Origin of the sequence: Lysinibacillus sp. NPDC097195 (assembly GCF_044762075.1) — a bacterium.
Lineage (GTDB): Bacteria > Bacillota > Bacilli > Bacillales_A > Planococcaceae > Lysinibacillus.
In genome coordinates, this window is the sequence record NZ_JBIWDP010000001.1 from 1,669,122 (window position 1) to 1,684,841 (window position 15,720).

The window sequence follows — 15,720 nt, forward strand, 5'->3', positions numbered from 1 at the left end:
CTCCTAAACCGATTTTCGTTCTAAAGGCAATGTCATACAGCGAATACCACCGCCACCTTTTTCTAGCTCTGTCACTTCGATTGACACTATGTTTTTCTTTTGTAAAATTGGATGGCTTTTAAAGTGTTGTTTTGTCGCTTTATTACTGACTAATAGCGTCTCAGGATTGATATTTAAAAAATTGATATCAGGAATCGTATTATATTTTTCTAGCCAATACAATTCGAAGCCATGGCGTTTAAAAAATTGTGCTGTCATCTCAAAGCGAGCTGTACTTGCGCTTAAAATTTGGACAGGGAAATAGCGCATAAAACTTTTAGCTATGACAACATCCTCGTTTGCAACATTACAATTCATATCTAAATGGAGCGTATCTGAGCTACGAGGTAAATCAATAATCCCTATCTCAGAAAAACCTGCTTTAAAGATACGATCCTTTACGCGTTCCACGCCTGCTCGAGTTGTCCTTTGCCCTATATTGATAAGTACTGCATCTTTGTTTAATACCATGACATCGCCAAACTCTAGCACATCGCCGGTTTCCTTAGGTGCCGTAAAGTGATGTGGAAACCATTTTTCAAGTAAATCATGGGCATGCCGATATTCTGGGCGTCGAATGGAACTTCCTGCTTCACCAGGCAATAGTTCATTGCCAAATGCGCATGCAAGATCACGCACAAAATAGCGGTTAAGCAACTGTTCACTTAGTTGCTGTGCATCCGCTTGCAGTTCCTTTGAATAATCAATCACTTGCACACCTGCTTGTTCTAACGTTCCTTTTAGCTCCATGAAATTCTCCATCGCTTGTACATGAGAAACCGGTGCGCTCCAAAGGACATTTTCTGCCGTTTTTAAATCTGGCACATCTAGTTTAGAAGGCGCACAAAGCATGACAGCTTTTAGCTCCCCGTGCTCCGACCAACAACTCGGTTGAAATGAAAACATGGTGATATCTCCCCTTTTTTCTTCTATCATTGTTAGCCTTACCATCACCATGAAGATTATACGAAGCAAAAATAGCAAAACACACCATAATAATGGTGTGTTCACATAGTCATTCGTTCCAGGCGCTCCCTTTCCGTTAGTTTGAAAACAAGTCTAAGTAAGGACATTGAACGATATCTGAACGCCATGAATATACATAATTTTAATTCGTTATCTAGAGTAATACCAACTCAGCATACAATGCTATGTCTTTACGTAAAATATTCTAATTTTGCATTAGGGAAAAACTTTTTCATATAGCCGTAAAGATGTTCTTTTATGTCCTCTTCTTCCTCTTTTTGATAAATATACTTGCCGATGCCATACTTACCCCACTTATACCTTCTCGCGGTTTCATCCAATTCTAATTTTGTCATTGGATAGTTTTTTTCAATTACTCTTTTCGCAGGCTTTGTAAAACGATGTTGAATAAATTCAAAAGTAATATCATCACGGACATCTTGCGGTAATTCCGCATCAAGTCGTTCAAACATGTGATAGTATCCTTCTTCCCAACCTTCATGCAAATAAATTGGTGCGACAATAAAGCCAAGTGGATAACCAGCCCTTGCGACTTTTCCAGCAGCTTCAATACGCTTGTCTAAAGGTGAAGTACCTGGCTCAAAGTTTTTAATAACATAGTCGGCATTCACACTAAAGCGAAATCTTGTTTTGCCATTATGTTTGGCATCTAATAAATGATCAACATAATGAAATTTCGTAACAAATCGTAGTAAACCGAATTCACTTTGACCAAAATGCTCAATTGCTCTTTTCAACGTATGGGTTAAGTGATCAATTCCAACAATATCTGATGTACATGATGCTTCAAAGCGAGTAATTTCAGGTGCTCTTTCTGCTATATAGTTGTCTGCAGCCTCCAGTATTTCATCAACATTAACATAGGTGCGGATATATGGCTTACTGCCCATTGTTGTTTGCAAATAACAATAATGACAATGCCCCATACATCCGGTAGCAAATGGAATAGCGTATTCTGCTGACGGTTTTGATGTATCAAATTTTAGCGTCTTTCGAATGCCAACCACGAGTGTAGATTTGGCAATTCGATACTTCTGCAAATCATTATCTCCAGGAAGATTGCGCACCTGGTTATGGGAAGTCGTATAACGAATTTCCACACCCATCTGTTCAAATTTTGCTTTTAGTTCTTGTCCTAATGGATATTCGAGCGCGTCTGGCTCAAAATAAACGAGCTGGGGTGTAAACGGTTTTCGCATTTTCTACCTCCATCAGTGAAAATATTGATGATACGCTTGTTCCGCATCCATCTCACTTGAAAAAATTACAAAGTCATTAGTTAACGGATAATACGTTTCAAATAGAAAAAGCGCTAATTCCTGTGGGTTTTCAGGATTATTGACGACTGCCGCCTCCTGAATATTAGCGACATCTTGAATATGTGGATTACGATAAAAGATATAAACAATATCCCCTGCATTATATAATTGCTCTTGCATTTTTTTACCCTCCTACAGTCATTTCATGTAGTTTGGCTAGGAAGATGAAAATTATGTTCGCATATTAGTGAATTGCTTAATTAAACATTTATTTGACCTAGCATTGCATTCCAAAATGGGCGTATTCTTGCTTTATTTTGCACTTATATAAATGGCAATACCTACTCTTATTTTGTCGCTTTGCAGATTGGAGATATTGATATAACAACAAAATTACATCTTCTACTGCATTGTTAAATTGTGCAGAAGATAAACGAAATATTTCATCCTTTATATTTAACGTAAGGGGCTACAATAAAAATATCATCACTAAATAGAGGATTTTTATAATCTTTAAGATGCGCTATTCGCTGTGGTAAAAATTTTTCCATATCATCTTTATCTATTAAACAATACAAGTCAATATCAGCAAAATGATCATGTTCATTTCGAGCAATCGAGCCCTTTAAAAAGATTGCCTTGACCAGCGGATTATTCTTAAAACTTGCAACTAATACTGCTACAATTTCCTCTAAAATCATTTTTAGCCCCCCCCCTTTTTTACCTGCTATTCTTTTCTAGTAATTGCTCTATTTTATGATTGGCATTCGATAATACTTGTTTTATTTGTCGAATCTCTTCTTCTTTTTGTACCATTTGATCATACTTATGTTGAAATAATAATTTTAATTGCTTAACGTTGTCGATTTCTTCATCTGACAATTGATTAGTGTGGTCAGTATGCTGAGACAATTCAAAAAGCATTTTAATTTCTTGCAGTAAAAAACCAGATTGCTTAAGTTTAAGAATGATATGAATGATTTCAACGTGTTGCTCATGATATTCTCGTTGATTATTTTTTATTATTGGATGAAGTAAATTTATTTTCTCGTAATACCGAATAGTATCTTTACTAAGACCTGTACAAAGTGCAAATTCGCCTATTTTCACAATTATCACCTATTATTTAGTAAATTTAGAAACCATTATAAGCAGTATACAATGAAATACGAAGCGAATGATATGGTGACTGTAAGTAAGCTGTTTTTTTGTGTACAGACCTTCTGCAACTGTTACTACATGTAACAAGATAAATTCGACAATTAACAAGTTTAATAGCCATTCCTTATACGGTAGCTGAATCGTTAGGAACATACTAAGTGATAAGATGATAAACAACATCGTCCGTAGTTGATACCCCTTCTCTTTCCACTGTAGCAAACTTGCAAGACCGATCAATAAAGCATATCCGCCTATCAAAACATAAGTGACCATTGCCATTTATAACACTCCCATCTTTTAGTAATTTTACTTTAAAAGATGGAGTTCACTCCATGTCAACAGTTAGCACTGCATTGTTTATTGACAACTGACCACTATTATTTTTGCAATATTGATACTTTTAAATAGGCCAAGCCTTTGCTAATGTTATGCTAGCATGCAGCATTGAGTTACAAAGTAAGGTATTTGCGCAATTATTCTTTGCTATCTATTCAGCAAAATAAGGAAGGTTTACATCTATGCAAAAAACAATAAGCACTTCACATTCACGCACTTTCGATCTCATTTTATCAGCAATGTTAATTGCGCTTGTGTTCGTAGCAACACTCACTTTAAATATTAAACTACCGATAAAAGCAAATGGCGGCTTGGTCCATCTTGGAACTGGAATGCTCTTTATCGCATCGATTCTTTTTGGACCTAAAAAAGGGGCCATGGCAGGGGCGATTGGTATGGGTTTATTTGATGCCGTTTCAGGTTGGTTATTATGGGCTCCGATAACAATTGTAGCTCGTGGCTTACAAGGCTATATTGTCGGAAAAATCGCTTGGTCTGTCGGACGCACAGGGGATAGCTTTGCCTTCAATGTTTTAGCAATGATCGTTTCAGTGCCATTTATGGTAGCTGTTTATTATGTTGGTGAAGCTATTTTATACGCCAATTGGGTTGCACCTTTAGCTTCAATTCCAGGGGACTTAGTGCAAAATGTCATTGGCATGATTGTTGCCCTACCGGTTTGTATGCTTTTAAAGAAAACACCGATTTTTAATCGTTAATTGTCATCTACTGGCGATTTCGTTTAAACAGTGATTTTCGGTTGAATTAAATCCATAACACAAAAAACACACTCGCTAGCGCGAATGTGTTTTTCTTATTTGGATAAATCTATTTTTTTATTTATTAAGTAAATAGTTACACCACCGACAGTCATTGATAATAACTCTCCGACTCCTACGGTAAACCAAGTTGCCCAAAATGGTAGATTGTAAAGAATTGTCAACTGACCTGCAACGGTAAACATCGATAATGCAAAAATCAATGCTGTAATGGCCATTTTTCGACTATCACTCTTTATATTTTTCGTTACTGCCCGACAAAAAATTAATACTAGAAATGTTGCAATACCGCCAATAGGGACATCGAGTATCCAAGTTGGTGACATGAAATTTGCTAGTATAACGCCTAATGTGACAGCTACAACATAGCGTTTATTGTACAGTGCCAGATAGTTAAACATCTCTGACAAACGAAGCTGGACTGCTCCAAAACTAATAACTGACAATACAACGGTGACAGCCACATATAAGGCTGCAACCAATGCTACTTTTGTAAGTTCTCTTACAGACGTACGCGGTGAATCTTTTACAATAGATGTATTCAATTTACATTCTCCTTTGTAAAATAGCACAGCTGCTATTTTAGTACTAACTACGGCCAAAGGATGAGAGCATGGCGCCCTAACTGAAGTGCCGTAGTGCAAGCGTAATTTTGCTTACTTGCGTATTATAGCAGAAAAATGTTATATTGCCCACACTATTTTGCGATCCATCCACCATCTAACGGTATAACAGCGCCGTGCATATAATCAGCCGCTTGACTCGCCAAAAACAGCGTTAAACTCGCAACCTCACTTGGTTGTGCCCAGCGACCCGCTGGTGTTTCATCTGCAACCCATTGTGCCATTTCACCATCACCTTCAAAATCAGCTTTTGTCATGGGTGTTTGAATAGCTCCTGGCGCAATGGCATTAGCACGTATGCCATCTCGACAATAATCTAAATCTAGCTGTTTCGTATAGCCTACAATGGCATGCTTAGAAGCAGTATAGGCGGCTCCACCCCCTCCAGCAATAAGCCCAGCAATGGATGCCATATTGACGATGACGCCTGATTTATGTTGCAACATATGAGGTAAGATTGTATTCGTCACAAAATAAGTACCTTTGACATTTGTATTCATTATTTTGTCCCAAAGTGCTTCATCTGTTTCAAGTGATTTAGCAAAGCCATCTAACACGCCTGCTGTATTTAATAAAATATTTACTTCTCCAAAAACCGCTATGACATCTGCAAATGCACGCTCTACATCACTTTTCTTACAGACACTCCCTAGCGCAAAAGCAAAGTGCTTTGGGTGTTGCTGCTGTAATTTTAATAAACCAAGCTCGTCCACATCAAAGCCGAAAACATTGGCCCCATTTTCTAAAAAAGCAACAGCCTGGGCGTGCCCAATCCCGGAGGCAGCACCTGTAATAAATACAGTTTTTCCTTTGTACTCTTCAAACTTCATTATATCTCTCCTCTTTTCAAAAGCACTCTCCAGTTTACGTGTACATCAAAAAAATAGCATACTAAGTATTACTTAGCATACTATTCTCGCCTTTATCATTACACTATATTAGTCTACAATTACCCAATCCTCGGCTAATAAATCACAAACAGTTGGTGTGAACATTGTATAGCCCTCACCGCGGACATTAATTAAAAAATATGGGTTTAAATTGACCCCGTCATGCTCGCTTTGGCCTACAAGCTTAACATATAATTCAGCGCCGCCCCATCCTTTACGGATTACTTTCTCGCCCGCTTTTAAACGCGGTAATACTTCTTCAAATGTCATTTCTTTTCATCCTTTATTCACAATGTTTTCAAACTTTCCCTACAAAAAAGTATACTGGATAATTATTTTGTTTACAACTATAGCTAGTTCATTTATACTTTTCATTCTAACTACTTATTTTGACTTTAATGTGAGGGGCTTGCTAGATAAAAGAAAAATTGTCACCAAGACGCTAGCCTCGCGTAATGAAAAAAGAACCTTCAATCCGATATGGATCAAAGGTTCATATTTTTTAATGACTAGTTTTTATTTAAACCAAGTGTTTCAGCAGTTGAAGCATGTACTTCTTCAAGCAGCTCAGGATTTTGTAGTAAAGAAATACCGTATGAAGGAATCATTTCTTTTAATTTCGGCTCCCACTCATTTGCTTGTTGTGGGAAACATTTTTTGATGACTTCCAGCATAACGTGAACGGCAGTAGATGCCCCTGGTGAAGCTCCTAATAAAGCAGCGATTGAGCCGTCAGCAGCACTTACCACTTCCGTACCAAATTGCAGTGTTCCTTTACCGCCTGCTTCAGTATCTTTAATAACTTGTACACGTTGACCAGCAACTACGATATCCCAATCCTCACTTTTAGCAGTTGGGATAAACTCACGTAGCTCTTCCATACGTTGATCTTTTGATAACAGAAGTTGTTGGATCAAGTATTTCGTTAAGGACATTTCTTTTACGCCTGCCGCTAATAAAGTAGTAATATTATGCGGTTTTACAGAAGCAAATAAATCCATGTTCGAACCTGTTTTTAAGAACTTTGGTGAGAAACCAGCGAATGGACCAAATAGTAATGATTTTTTGTTATCGATAAAGCGTGTGTCTAAGTGTGGAACTGACATTGGTGGAGCTCCAACGGCTGCTTTACCATAAACTTTTGCATGGTGTTGTTCTACAATTTCTTGATTTTTACATACCATGAATAATCCACTAATTGGGAATCCACCAATGTGTTTTCCTTCAGGAATACCTGATTTTTGTAACAACTCTAGGCTTCCTCCACCAGCGCCAAGGAAAACAAATTTCGCTGTATGGTATTCCATTTTACAGCCATCTTTATCATGGACTTTTAATTCCCATAAACCGTCTTTCGTACGTTTAATACTTTCGACACTATGGTTGTAGTTGATATCTACATCTTTCTCTTTTAGGTGGTCAAATAACATACGTGTTAAAGCACCGAAGTTAACGTCTGTACCAGTGTCAATTTTTGTTGCAGCAATGGCCTCATTTGCTGGACGGTCTTGCATAATAAGAGGAATCCATTCTTTTAGTTTTTCTGGATCATCAGAAAATTCCATTCCTTTGAAAAGAGGATTATTTGACATTGTTTCATGACGTTTTTTCAAATACTCAACATTTTTTTCGCCTCGTACCATACTCATATGTGGTAATGGCATAATAAAATCTTGCGGATTTTGGATCAGCTTGTTCTTTACAAGATAAGACCAAAACTGCATCGAAACCTGGAACTGTTCATTAACATTAATTGCTTTGCTAATATCGATAGTACCGTCTGGTTTTTCAGAAGTGTAGTTCAGCTCGCATAGTGCTGCATGCCCTGTTCCTGCATTATTCCATTCGTTAGAGCTTTCCTCACCGGCGTTTGAAAGTTTTTCAAACACAGTAATATTCCAGTCCGGCGCTAATTCTTTGAGCATTGTCCCCAAAGTCGCACTCATAATTCCGGCACCAATTAAGATGACGTCTGATTTAGTTACTCTGTTACTCATTTTTACCATCCTTATATTTTAAGATTTGCAGAAATGATGTAGGTGTAAACTAGTCACACACCTTTTCTGTATCAACTATAAACTTACAATAGTCTATCACAACTAATTAAAGAATAAAATATCTACTACAATATTATAGTAATAAACTAATCAAAAAGTAGTAAAAAGTGCGAAGTCCGCTCATAATGTCCTTCAAACTCACAATCGTGTAAACATTCCCCACAGTTTCCCAAGAAATGCAACGATTGGACGATATGACGGAATTCTATTCAAAAGGGTACTTACTTTGTATAAAGGCTACTAAAACATTTTTGTTTGCTACTACTAAAATAATTTAACGTCGGTAATTGAAACAAGATAGTCTCAGTCATGAGCTTCGCCCATAGAAAAGCCCTATAACTTTAGTCTAGTAATCGACTCTATTTTACATGATTTACTAACTTTCACAAGGTACATTCAAACTAATTTCATTTTTTTAACACGATGTTTCATACACTAACGTATGTATAGCGTGCATAGCCACAACTTGTATCATTCTCAAAAAAAGTACGCTGTACAAATTAAAAAGTTTTTAATCATCTTCCTCCTTAGCTACTGTATACGCTTTCATCAAATCAATCAAGGGCTAATGTTTCAATTTCACTATTTCCCTCCTTTTTCATTCACGGTTTCAACTATCTTCAAACCTCTTGAATCTTCTATAAATTGTTATATAACACATTTTGCAACAGATAAATTTTACCATACAACAATAGAAATTATTAGAATATTTTATTTATTATAAACATAAAAACCTTCTATTATATATGTACATATCCAATGAATTTCTACTTAAATCAATTAATCATCTAATTTTCCACAAAATATGCTCGTTAATACAAAAGGATAGATCACCATAAAATTTGGTGAACTACCCTTTTAATTTTTAGCAATACTGTTTTTCTACCTAATCCCATTAGCCATTATTCAATAGGAAACACAAAGTAATACAGGTTTTATTCCATATGAAGAGCTAAAAGTTTTAAAGTGTAGCTGATTCCATCATTTTTTTCTCAATTGCTTTTTGTAATGTCGCATTATTTACTTTATCGAGCAAATTGTCCTCAATGTGGATCGTATAACGTCCAGTTAAAATGATATTTTTCAAGTCACGGATTGTATGGCACTCTTCTTCCAGTTCATTATATATACAGCCATACTGTAATAAATGGTGGGTATCACTTCCACCAACAACAGGCTTATTAAGTGTTTTTGCAAATTGATAAACAAGATGCGAATTTTCTTCAATGCCAATTGAGTATAAATCTTTACCATTTAAATCAAATGCATCAAGCTTATTGAGCAATAGTGGATCAAGTTCAAATAAAGGTGTACTTTGACGATAAGGATGCGCACCAATCATTAATTGTTCATATGGTGCAACAAGTTCAAGCAAGTGAGCAAACTGAATAAAGTTACCCTTGGCTGTGAATGGTTCTAACTTTGTCCGAATTTCACGAATAATAGTTCGATCTGCCAAAATTAAAATGTGCCCTACCTCTTGAATATCTACCTCCATCCCTGGGAAAACTTTTACATTGTCAATTAAGTAATAATTATCTTTATATGGATAGACTTCATCTAAAGTGTTATAGACATCAAAGAAATTGCGTGTATTAAAATGTTCAGTTAAAGCGAAGCCCGTCAGTCCATTTTCTCGTGCTGACTCTACCATTTTTTGAAAATACTCTAATGAAAAGTCAACTTTTTTTGATAGCTTACCATGTGTGTGAAAATCGAAATTCATATAAATACACATCCTTTTTTAATAGTAAATACCTAATGTAAAACTAAGACCAATATAAAATATGGAAAAGACGATAAAAGCGTAATCATTTCGTTGGAATGTAAAGTAAGATGTTTTCAGCTTTTTTATGTCTGCATTGTTTGTAGCATGGCTAAAGCCTTTTGTTTCAAGTGCTTCGACAGTCGTTCTTGAACGTTTCGCTCCATTTAAAATTAGCGGATAAAATGATAAAACTAAAATTTTCATATAATAAATCCACATGCGCCAATATAAAAACCCTGCTTTTTCAGGTGCTTTTCCTCGTAAACGATACGACAAGATTACTTTATGAAACTCTTCCATTAATGTAGGTAAAATGCGATAGCAATAGGAAACACTAAACGACACTTGAACAGGAACACCTAAACGTATAAGAGCATCGCTAAACTTTTCAGGATCTAAACTTGTAAAGACAGCGACACTCGCTAAAGAGATAACTGCCAGTTTAATTGTCAGCCAAAACATTGGTTGTATCGATGCTATATCTCCACCAAAGAATAAAGAGATGATAAATAATACGGCTATTTCACTCACTAACCCTACAAATAGAATGAATAATATGAGAGGACTCACGCGAGCTAACATTGTCATGCCAACCATAAACAGTAAGAAGCATACTAATATCAGCTCGTTGTGGATAAACCAAGGTACAATGGCAAAAAATAAATACCAGAATACTAGTGTTCGTGGATCTAATCGCCCTAAATAGGTATCCCCACTTCCATAAGCTGTTTTCAATAATTCTCCCTTTACATATTCCAAAGATAGCTTTTCAGAAATGCTATTAAATATATTCAAAGATTTTACCCTCTTTCCCTATACTGTCGAACTGTTGGCAAAAATCTTCAACCGTATAAATTGGTTCAGAGAGACCTAGTTTCATACTAAGCTCTACAATTTGAGGCAACACTAAACCTGCTTTTTGTAACAACAGCTCATTATTAAAAATTTCCTGACGATCGCCATCGGCAATAATTTCACCATTATGCATAACAACAATGCGTGTCGCCCATTCCGATACTAACTGCATATCATGTGTCGCTATAATAACGGTTTTAACATGTTCTTTTAATGTTTCTAACATATGAACAACATGTTTCTTCGTGGCAATATCTAAATTTGCTGTCGGTTCATCAAGTAAAATAACAGTAGGTTGCATCGCAGCTCCGATTGCCAAAGAAACTCTTCTTTTTTGTCCCCCACTTAAAAGCCTTGCATCTCTTTCTTTTAATTCTGTTAGGGCAAAATCATGTAAAATCGTTTCAACGATGCTATCGTATCCTCTCACTTTTCTAGCTTTCAAAAACAGCTCAATTTCCTTTTTTACAGAATCCTCAATAAACATCTCTTCTGGATTTTGATAGACATACGAGACATATTTCCCTAATTTCTCAGGTGTCGCCTGCTTTGTTACTATACTTTGAACGGTTACTTGACCTTGATCGGGTTTAACAATCCCCGCTATTAACTTGATTAGTGACGATTTTCCTGCACCATTATTGCCAACAATAGCAATCCGTTCCCCGTCGTAAAAAGTAGTATTGATATTTTTTAAAACTTGCTTTTTCTGCTTTTTTAAATTGCGAAATTGTAAGGAAACTTGTTCCATTTTGATAATTGCTTGTTGTCTTTGATTATCCATTTTTTTAACGAGTGCTGTGGTAGTTGCTTGCGAAAACTTACCAAAATGCGCTATTCCTTCTTCTATAGTCAGTGGTAATTCTGGCGTAACTGCTTCGCGATTCTCTAAATATTTTGCTGCTTGTGTAATTTGTGGTGGGTAAATACCACGACTAACTAATTCATCCACTTTAGATAACGCTATTTTGACAGGCTCTTTCCACAACATACGACCTTTATCCATTAACACAACAGATTGACAATACGATGCAATTAACTCTGCATGATGTTCGATGACAATAATAGTCATCCCAAATTGTTCATTTAATTTTTTTAGTACTTTATATACCTCTTCAGCATGCTGAGGATCTAACTGCGCAACAGGTTCATCCACAATTAATATTTTTGGTTTCATTGCAAGGACACCCGCAATCGCTAATAAATGCTTTTGCCCCCCACTCAATTCCCAAATAAATTCATTTGCAATTGCAGTCAATCCTGTTACTTCTAATGCCCACTGACCTCTTTCCTTATAGTCTGCTAAGCCATAATTCAAAGGCACGAATGATGCATCCTCTAAAACGGTAGGTCGCATAATTTGATTTTCAAAATCTTGATAAACATACCCAATTTCTTGTGATAACTCAGCAACGGAAAATTTTGAAGTATCTCGATTTCCGACATATACTTTCCCTTCAAAATCCCCAACATAAAATTTCGGGATAAGGCCATTAAATGTTTTACATATCGTCGTTTTGCCAGAGCCATTTCCTCCGATTATCGCGACAAATTCCCCTTCATTAACTGTGAAGTTGACATTATTTAAAACTTTTTCTTCAGCGCCCGGGTACGTGAAGGACACATCTTTTACTTGAATAATCGGCTTAACCAAGGTTTTCAAGCTCCTTTGTATTATTACGTTTGGATTTAGCGCGCATTACAATAAGAACAATGATGGTAGCTATGAAAGACAAAGCTATCGGAACCCAAATAAACCAATCTCCAAAAGCGGCTAAAAAGTCTGGTTCCCATTCACCAAATGCCCAATCTGTTTCAGATAAAAATTCAGCAGCAATGGCGATAACAGCCAGAAGAACTGAGACGACCACTAGCTTTGGCGTTACAATGGCACCTATTGTATATTTCATATTTTTATTACGTGGTTTCATTCCTAACAGCGGCTCAATTTTCCCATATAGGCGTGGGACTAAATATAGCGTTGGTAAAAGCGCAAATAAAATGCCTGAGAATAATAAATCATTTAATAATGAAACCCCTTCAATAATGACAATACTTTCCGCTAAACCTGAGACAGCTTCAAATTCCTCTACCCCAACCCAAACTTTACCAATATCAACAATCGTACCTAATAGGTGATGGACAAGGAGCCCGGCAAAGACAGCAACGGTAACTTGTCTTCGGTTTAAAGGATTACGTACTAAAATGCCAGCAATATACATTCCTAACGAAAAAGTAATAAACTTTTCAACTTCCCCAATACCACCAAATTGTCCAAGCATTAATTCACCAAAGATGATCTCGCCAAGCGAAGCTCCGATTGCCGCATAAAATGGATGGAACAAAATACATAATGTTAGCGGAATAAAAGCAAAATATTCTACAGACAACTCGATAAACCCTAATTGCACGGAAGGAATTAATTCCGTAAACATGTTGGATAATCCATAAAGTGACATTGATAATATAAATACCATCATTTTTTGTGACTGCGTTAATTGATACGGGCGCTGAATTGCCATTTTTCTCTTTCCTCCTTCTTTTAATAATTCCAATATATAGGTGAATTGTTAATGGCATATGGATTAATTGCAAAGGTTATGTAAATATTTTTTCATGATTATCTTTTATGAAAAATATTTTTCATTCTGTGTTTTATATGTTATAAATGGACTATATAGATTGGAGGTTTTTATTGACATGCATCCGAAACTTTTTGAAGAGCAAGCATTAACACCAAATGAAAAAACAATCGCCGATTATATAACGAAAATAGGGATGGACGTATTAACTTATACGGAAGATGAAATAGCCAAGTCATTACAAATCAGTAATGCAACCGTTTCGCGCTTTTGGCGTAAAATCGGCTTTAAAAACTTTAAAGATTACAAAAATAATTTTAAAGAAACGATGGATATTACACCTGCAAATAAGTTAGGTAATATGATGGAGCAAGTTAATTCATCAACAATACATGCTCAAATGATGACAATGAGTGTACAGCATTTAGAATTAACACTAGCTCAGTATCATGCTGAAGACTTTCAGAAAGCAGTAAAGTCAATTATCAAAGCTAAAACCATTTTCATCTATAGTCCAGGTCCATCGGAAGGATTAGGAAATTTATTAAATTATCGCTTATCACGCTTCGGCTTCAATATGAAAGTCTTACCTAAGAGTGGACATGAAATATATGAATCTTTGTTGCACTTTTCAAGTGATGACGTATTAGTGATGTTTGGCTTTGTAAAACTACATCCTGAATCGCGTGTTTTATTACAACACGCAAAAAAACTTGGCATGACAACGATTGTTATTACAGACAGCATCGTATCAGATTTCAATATGCTTGCGGATATCATACTATTTGCAAGTCGTGGTGAGCTTTGGGAATTTCATTCAATGATTGCACCAACGTTTATAATAGAAAGTATTATTATTGCTGTCGGAAAAGAAACGGCTGAACAATCTATGTTGAAACTTGAAATGTTGGATACAATTCGTAAGGAATATAAAGATTTATTGCCAAGATGAACAAGCCTTTTTGGGTTGTTTTACAGGAGCTTTCGCTTGAACTTTGCGAATGCTCCTTTGTTTTTGCCTAAAGTACGTTTAAAAAACGGCAACGAAAAAAAGCGCCAATCTATTTTAAGACTAACGCTTTCTTAATAAAAGTAATTTCAAATTTGTTGCGTTTTCCTCTACTAATTAGTATTTCCTAATGATGCCCAATCGGATAACGATAACTGTTGAACGACTTCATAACCGTTACCTACACCTTTCGGCTTAACAATAACCGTGCCCATATTCGGTATTTCGCCCAACCCTACACCTTGCGGAAAACTATGCGCAATAATGACTTGATTAGTGCCAAAGGGCGGTTTCTTTTCTAATTGTGCTTGGACATTTTTTAATATTTGTTGTTGTTCAGCAGTTGAGAGTTGTCCCCCTAAATTATTAATTTCAAACCACAAAGGGTCAATTTGAATATACATCGTTGGAAATGCTAATTGTGCCGTTTCAATCGTTCTGCACAGCGGACTTGCGATGATTGGTGAATAAATTGGAATTTGCAAATAATGCAGCATTTGTCCATAGTAAACAGCTTCTCTCCGACCGTAATCAGATAAATTCCGCTGTGTATAACAGTATTGAAAATTAAAATATGGCTGATCCTCACCTACCGTCGCTTCTCCATGTCTTACATATAAAATAAATCCCCCTGCTCGCAGTAAATCAAGAATAGATTGTTCCAATGCCATCGTCCCCTTCTTTCGTACTCTAGTGATTTACTGTTAGTGTATGATGTTCGTTGCCCAGAAAATGATGGAAGTCGCTCATAATACTGTTTAGACGGAGGGGGTGACATTGTATATGTTTGAATTTTCCCCGAACTATAATCCTCAATGACTTTGTGCTTATCTCCTCCAAAGGCATCTACCCAATCACCAATAGATCCAGGATTAATCATCGTAACCATTTGTCCATTTCCGTTACGATAACGATACGTATTCCCAATTGACTCATTCGTACTACTATTTACTACCTCTGTATAGCCGTCAAAAGAACTTAACTTTGTGAGAATCTTTCTAATTGATTCGATGGAGCATCACATACACTACAAAAACACCCTTTTGAATTTCAAAATTCTTCCATCGAATGTTGTTACCACTTTTGTATGGTCACCCGAAGAATCTGATTGGACCAGTTGGATACATTATTAACCACCCCTCTTTTCTGCGACATCTTTTAATGTTTATTTAATGTTTTTCTTATTCCTCAATATTGCCCTTTAATGCAAACGAGCGCTGATTCTTGTTAAAGAATCGCGCCTGTTAATTGAAGAATATATTTTCACAATCCACTTAAGCTAACCTATCAGTAGTAAGAACCGATGATAATATTCATTTTTTATTTCCACCCAAAGCATTTTTGATTTTTTTTAACTCTTTAATTGTGCTCTATT

At 36.1% G+C, this 15,720-nt stretch carries 17 protein-coding genes; 2 read left to right on the top strand and 15 right to left on the bottom strand.

From position 1 onward, the window contains the following. Positions 1-3: 3 nt before the first annotated feature. The 6 genes from ACIQXI_RS08630 to ACIQXI_RS08655 form a co-directional block, all read right to left on the bottom strand. Complete coding sequence (locus ACIQXI_RS08630; protein WP_402923479.1) at positions 4-945, bottom strand: arginine deiminase family protein; 942 nt, start codon at positions 943-945, stop codon at positions 4-6. Between the two features lie 251 nt (positions 946-1,196). After that, the gene (splB, locus tag ACIQXI_RS08635) at positions 1,197-2,225 is read right to left on the bottom strand and encodes a spore photoproduct lyase (protein ID WP_402923480.1); all 1,029 of its coding nucleotides are present in this window, start codon (positions 2,223-2,225) and stop codon (positions 1,197-1,199) included. Between the two features lie 12 nt (positions 2,226-2,237). Next, positions 2,238-2,465, bottom strand: coding sequence for a transcriptional regulator SplA domain-containing protein (locus ACIQXI_RS08640; protein ID WP_402923481.1), 228 nt, complete (start codon positions 2,463-2,465; stop codon positions 2,238-2,240). 263 nt (positions 2,466-2,728) lie between these two features. Continuing rightward, a complete protein-coding gene (locus ACIQXI_RS08645; protein WP_402923482.1) occupies positions 2,729-2,986 on the bottom strand; it encodes a nucleotidyltransferase domain-containing protein in 258 nt (85 codons plus the stop codon). A 19-nt stretch (positions 2,987-3,005) separates the two neighbouring features. Further along, on the bottom strand, positions 3,006-3,395 hold the full coding sequence (locus ACIQXI_RS08650) for a MerR family transcriptional regulator (RefSeq protein ID WP_402923484.1): 390 nt from the start codon (positions 3,393-3,395) through the stop codon (positions 3,006-3,008). Between the two features lie 12 nt (positions 3,396-3,407). Then, positions 3,408-3,725: a hypothetical protein gene (locus ACIQXI_RS08655; protein ID WP_402923486.1), complete on the bottom strand. Its 318-nt coding sequence runs from the start codon at positions 3,723-3,725 to the stop codon at positions 3,408-3,410. 239 nt (positions 3,726-3,964) lie between these two features. Here ACIQXI_RS08655 and ACIQXI_RS08660 point away from each other — a divergent pair, with 239 nt between their 5' ends. Continuing rightward, entirely contained in the window at positions 3,965-4,501 is a 537-nt protein-coding gene (locus ACIQXI_RS08660) for an ECF transporter S component (RefSeq protein WP_402923488.1), read from the top strand. A 95-nt stretch (positions 4,502-4,596) separates the two neighbouring features. On the opposite strand, the gene ACIQXI_RS08665 is transcribed toward ACIQXI_RS08660, so the two are convergent. The 8 genes from ACIQXI_RS08665 to ACIQXI_RS08700 form a co-directional block, all read right to left on the bottom strand. Beyond that, a complete protein-coding gene (locus tag ACIQXI_RS08665) occupies positions 4,597-5,106 on the bottom strand; it encodes a QueT transporter family protein (protein ID WP_402923490.1) in 510 nt (169 codons plus the stop codon). Positions 5,107-5,258: 152 nt separating this feature from the next. Next, complete coding sequence (locus ACIQXI_RS08670) at positions 5,259-6,014, bottom strand: 3-oxoacyl-ACP reductase (RefSeq protein WP_402923492.1); 756 nt, start codon at positions 6,012-6,014, stop codon at positions 5,259-5,261. A gap of 108 nt (positions 6,015-6,122) precedes the next feature. Then, positions 6,123-6,344, bottom strand: a complete 222-nt coding sequence (locus ACIQXI_RS08675; RefSeq protein WP_402923493.1) for a DUF2829 domain-containing protein — start codon at positions 6,342-6,344, stop codon at positions 6,123-6,125. Between the two features lie 239 nt (positions 6,345-6,583). Continuing rightward, positions 6,584-8,071 carry a malate:quinone oxidoreductase gene (locus tag ACIQXI_RS08680; RefSeq protein WP_402923495.1) on the bottom strand — a complete coding sequence of 496 codons (1,488 nt, stop codon included), beginning with the start codon at positions 8,069-8,071 and terminating at the stop codon, positions 6,584-6,586. A 1,021-nt stretch (positions 8,072-9,092) separates the two neighbouring features. After that, positions 9,093-9,857 carry a PHP domain-containing protein gene (locus tag ACIQXI_RS08685; protein ID WP_402923496.1) on the bottom strand — a complete coding sequence of 255 codons (765 nt, stop codon included), beginning with the start codon at positions 9,855-9,857 and terminating at the stop codon, positions 9,093-9,095. 18 nt (positions 9,858-9,875) lie between these two features. Next, positions 9,876-10,694 (bottom strand): energy-coupling factor transporter transmembrane component T family protein, encoded by an 819-nt coding sequence (locus tag ACIQXI_RS08690; protein ID WP_402923498.1) that lies wholly within the window; start codon positions 10,692-10,694, stop codon positions 9,876-9,878. Continuing rightward, complete coding sequence (locus ACIQXI_RS08695) at positions 10,681-12,408, bottom strand: ABC transporter ATP-binding protein (protein ID WP_402923500.1); 1,728 nt, start codon at positions 12,406-12,408, stop codon at positions 10,681-10,683. Before ACIQXI_RS08695 ends, ACIQXI_RS08690 begins: the two co-directional genes overlap by 14 nt. Continuing rightward, positions 12,401-13,276, bottom strand: coding sequence for a DUF8171 family membrane protein (locus ACIQXI_RS08700; protein ID WP_402923501.1), 876 nt, complete (start codon positions 13,274-13,276; stop codon positions 12,401-12,403). Before ACIQXI_RS08700 ends, ACIQXI_RS08695 begins: the two co-directional genes overlap by 8 nt. A 178-nt stretch (positions 13,277-13,454) precedes the next feature. On the opposite strand from ACIQXI_RS08700, the gene ACIQXI_RS08705 reads away from it, so the two are divergent. Next, a complete protein-coding gene (locus ACIQXI_RS08705) occupies positions 13,455-14,288 on the top strand; it encodes a MurR/RpiR family transcriptional regulator (RefSeq protein ID WP_402923503.1) in 834 nt (277 codons plus the stop codon). A gap of 170 nt (positions 14,289-14,458) precedes the next feature. On the opposite strand, the gene ACIQXI_RS08710 is transcribed toward ACIQXI_RS08705, so the two are convergent. After that, positions 14,459-15,010 (bottom strand): histidine phosphatase family protein, encoded by a 552-nt coding sequence (locus ACIQXI_RS08710; protein WP_402923504.1) that lies wholly within the window; start codon positions 15,008-15,010, stop codon positions 14,459-14,461. Between the last annotated feature and the right edge of the window lie 710 nt (positions 15,011-15,720).

Bases quoted from the DNA above. Each gene is read 5' to 3' on its own strand.
- ACIQXI_RS08630 (WP_402923479.1), bottom strand. From the start codon at position 945: ATGTTTTCATTTCAACCGAGTTGTTGGTCGGAGCACGGGGAGCTAAAA.
- splB (WP_402923480.1), bottom strand. From the start codon at position 2,225: ATGCGAAAACCGTTTACACCCCAGCTCGTTTATTTTGAGCCAGACGCG.
- ACIQXI_RS08640 (WP_402923481.1), bottom strand. From the start codon at position 2,465: ATGCAAGAGCAATTATATAATGCAGGGGATATTGTTTATATCTTTTAT.
- ACIQXI_RS08645 (WP_402923482.1), bottom strand. From the start codon at position 2,986: ATGATTTTAGAGGAAATTGTAGCAGTATTAGTTGCAAGTTTTAAGAAT.
- ACIQXI_RS08655 (WP_402923486.1), bottom strand. From the start codon at position 3,725: ATGGCAATGGTCACTTATGTTTTGATAGGCGGATATGCTTTATTGATC.
- ACIQXI_RS08660 (WP_402923488.1), top strand. From the start codon at position 3,965: ATGCAAAAAACAATAAGCACTTCACATTCACGCACTTTCGATCTCATT.
- ACIQXI_RS08670 (WP_402923492.1), bottom strand. From the start codon at position 6,014: ATGAAGTTTGAAGAGTACAAAGGAAAAACTGTATTTATTACAGGTGCT.
- ACIQXI_RS08675 (WP_402923493.1), bottom strand. From the start codon at position 6,344: ATGACATTTGAAGAAGTATTACCGCGTTTAAAAGCGGGCGAGAAAGTA.
- ACIQXI_RS08680 (WP_402923495.1), bottom strand. From the start codon at position 8,071: ATGAGTAACAGAGTAACTAAATCAGACGTCATCTTAATTGGTGCCGGA.
- ACIQXI_RS08685 (WP_402923496.1), bottom strand. From the start codon at position 9,857: ATGAATTTCGATTTTCACACACATGGTAAGCTATCAAAAAAAGTTGAC.
- ACIQXI_RS08700 (WP_402923501.1), bottom strand. From the start codon at position 13,276: ATGGCAATTCAGCGCCCGTATCAATTAACGCAGTCACAAAAAATGATG.
- ACIQXI_RS08705 (WP_402923503.1), top strand. From the start codon at position 13,455: ATGCATCCGAAACTTTTTGAAGAGCAAGCATTAACACCAAATGAAAAA.